Source organism: Paraburkholderia sp. J41, assembly GCF_905220235.1.
GTDB lineage: Bacteria > Pseudomonadota > Gammaproteobacteria > Burkholderiales > Burkholderiaceae > Paraburkholderia.
The window spans coordinates 1-2,894 of sequence record NZ_CAJMZE010000071.1 but is presented as its reverse complement, the minus strand read 5'-3'; the positions used below and the strand labels follow the sequence as shown (position 1 = coordinate 2,894).

Annotated in this window: 2 protein-coding genes and 1 pseudogene; all 3 read left to right on the top strand. The window is 57.7% G+C overall.

Annotated elements, in window-relative coordinates:
• Window positions 1-603: 603 nt before the first annotated feature.
• Window positions 604-1,980: a Mu transposase C-terminal domain-containing protein gene (locus tag U5805_RS31405; RefSeq protein WP_322107378.1), complete on the top strand. Its 1,377-nt coding sequence runs from the start codon at window positions 604-606 to the stop codon at window positions 1,978-1,980.
• 42 nt (window positions 1,981-2,022) lie between these two features.
• On the top strand, window positions 2,023-2,229 hold the full coding sequence (locus tag U5805_RS31400; protein ID WP_322107377.1) for a hypothetical protein: 207 nt from the start codon (window positions 2,023-2,025) through the stop codon (window positions 2,227-2,229).
• A pseudogene (locus U5805_RS31395) lies at window positions 2,223-2,894 on the top strand (TniB family NTP-binding protein); the annotation flags it as partial. The gene U5805_RS31400 and the pseudogene U5805_RS31395, both read left to right, overlap by 7 nt.

Here is a 2,894-nt window from a genome sequence, read left to right as displayed (position 1 = left end):
CATCTCAATGTGCTCGCAGATCTCATCGAGAGGCATTGTCGGTGAATCATATCCGCCGCAGGCATCGCAGCTTCGCGGGCCGTTATGCTGGCGAATCCACCTTCTTAGATCAGTGTCAGCAAAACACGAAGAGCAGACGTGCCAGCTAGACATTGCGAAGCCTCGATAGATTTAGTGTGCCGACTTTTCGTCCTGAGGATAGATCTCTCCGCATAAAAGCTCGGCGATGCAGACGCGGGCCAAATATGCGCGACTTCGCGCCGTCGCAACTTCCGACTAGACCGGTTCGAGTTCAGTATTCGAGAGGAATGGGTACGCTTGCACTAGCCGTGCAATCAACGGATGGCGTTCACGCAAAACGCGAGATTTCTCCGTGACAGCTGTTGCAGTCCGCAGAAAGCGCTAATCGTGTCCGTAGATTACGCTAATGTAATATTCTAGTCTGATCCCGCGAAATACGGCTTTGCAGCGGTTTTGCACGCCTTTTCACGCGTTGCGTTTCGGCAACGCACGGATGCTCGAATGTCCGTTTATTTTGCTAATGCGTTTGTCCTGTCCTTTAATTCCGCTAACGCGTCTTACGAGGCTCACTAAGGAGCGGCCATGACGGTTTCGGAAGAAACGGCTAGCCGTGCTGCGAAAGTAGCAGACGTTCTCCGGCCGTTAGGGCGCGGACCACTATCGAAAAAGCTTGCGATAGTGGCCGCGAACCTGCTGGGCGTTCACTGGACGACTGTTTATCGTCTGCGGCAGAGGTTTCTCGCAGACCCGGTAGCGAGCTCAGTCATCCCGAAGCGCCGAGGTCCTTCAGAGGGGGATCGTCGATTGGGAGGGGCCGTTGAAGCTGTGATCGACCAAGTTGTCCACGTCTGGCTGCCTGCTCAACGACAATTGGCGCATCCCGCAACCGATCTCGTGCTGGAGGTTCGGCGTAGATGTGAACTTGCCGGACTGCAACCGCCAAGCCGAACCACCATTGGCCGGCGGTGGGCACTGCACCGCGAGGCAGACGCTCTGAGGCGTGCGGCCCTCCCGGACGCGATGACTGCGCCAGGATCGCTTGCCGCAAAGTATCCTCTGGAAATCGTTCAGGTCGGCCATACACAAGCAGATGTGTTTTTGGTTAGCGAATACGACAGACGGGTGATCGGACGCCCTTGGCTAACTATCGCTCTGGACGTCGCGACGAGATGCGTGTTGAGTTTCTACGTCAGCATGGACCGTCCGGGAGCGGCTACCGTTGGTTGGCTGCTGACCAGAGCGGCACTATCCAAAGCGCCTTGGCTTGCAAAGATCGAGGCTGATGCAGAATGGCCAATGCGTGGAATTCCGCGAGTTCTCCATCTCGACAATGCCGCCGAGTTCAAGAGCAGGGTGCTTCGCAGTGGATGTCGGGAATTCGGCATCCACCTTATGTATCGTCCAGTCGGGCGTCCTCATTTCGGCGGTCACATTGAGCGGTTCAACCGCACGCTGATGGAGCGCGTTCGAGGCTTGCCGGGGGCCACCGGATCATCACCCAAAGGCCGCAAGGCGAGGCAGTCCGAGAAGACGGCATCGTTGACGCTTCGAGAATTTGAGCAATGGCTCGCGATTGAGATCGCCAGACGGTACCATCACGTTCCGCATCGTGGGCTGCTTGGAGCAACCCCGGCCGACACATGGCGGATGCTTGCGCGCAATCCCGATTCGCGACAGCTACCCGCGGCGAGCGACGCTGAACTCAGGTTCCTCATCCGGTTTTTGCCTGTCGCGCACAGGACCATCCAGGATAACGGACTGACGCTATTCCATGTTCGTTACTGGGATCCAATATTTGTCGCCTGGCGGCAGACCCGGCGGGACGTCACGGTTCGTTACCATCCTGAGGATCTCTCGCGTGTTTTTGTGACGGCGGGACGCGGCGAATACCTTGAAGTCCGCTACGCGGACTTGGGGCGGCCGGCCATTTCTCTTTTCGAACAGCGGGCCGCGTTGTAAGCCATTCGGTCAGAAGGGCAACGGACAGTCTCAGAAACCCCGATGTTCAGGACGATAGAAGAACAACGGCGCGTGATTGGCAAAGCCAGGCAGGCAACGGTCCGTGCACGTCGTCGGTCACGAAAAAATGACGCCCCGTTGAATGAGTTGCTCGACAGGATTCTGCCGTTCACGCTCGCGACGACGGAGGAGGCTGAAACGGTCGACTACGCTGTGCCAGTTCAGGCCTTCAACGTCGAGGAATGGTGAGGTGCCGGATGAAGGATGGGACGCTTGCACATCTGCTGCCGGCCGCCAGAAAGCAGGCTGAGCAGGGGAACGACGAACGAATTCTTGGACTTCTGCGTGACCGCTGGATAGATTATCTCCGCGCGACGCAGGCTTTGCAGCAACTTGAGCGCCTGTTTGAAACGCCACGCCGAGACCGGATGCCGTGCCTGCTCCTGCACGGAGATTCAACTATAGGGAAGACGAAAATCACGTCCAGATTCAGACGTGCGCATCCAAGCGAGTTCGACGAGCGAAGCGGAACCGAACGTTGTCCGGTCGTCGCGATGCAGATGCCACCCAGCCCCGACCGGCATCGATTTTTTCGGGTCCATTGTTCGTGCTAGGCGCCCCTCATAATGCAGCGGCAGGCCTTTCGTCCCTTGAACGGCTGGCACGCGAAATCCTCAAACGCATGTCGCCACGCATGCTGGTTGTTGATGAGGTCCACCACCTGCTGGCAGGCACCTATCGGGAGCAGCGAGCGTCTCTTAACTTGCTCAAATTCCTCGCCAATGACCTCCAGATCAGTATGGTTCTTGTCGGCACCCGCGACGCAGTACTCGCGCTTCAAAGCGATCCCCAGATGATAAGTCGTTATACACCGTTCGAAATTCCACGGTGGCGGGAGAGCGACGGGCTGAGGC

Coding starts and splice junctions, on each gene's coding strand:
- U5805_RS31405 (WP_322107378.1), top strand. CDS start 604: ATGACGGTTTCGGAAGAAACGGCTAGCCGTGCTGCGAAAGTAGCAGAC.
- U5805_RS31400 (WP_322107377.1), top strand. CDS start 2,023: ATGTTCAGGACGATAGAAGAACAACGGCGCGTGATTGGCAAAGCCAGG.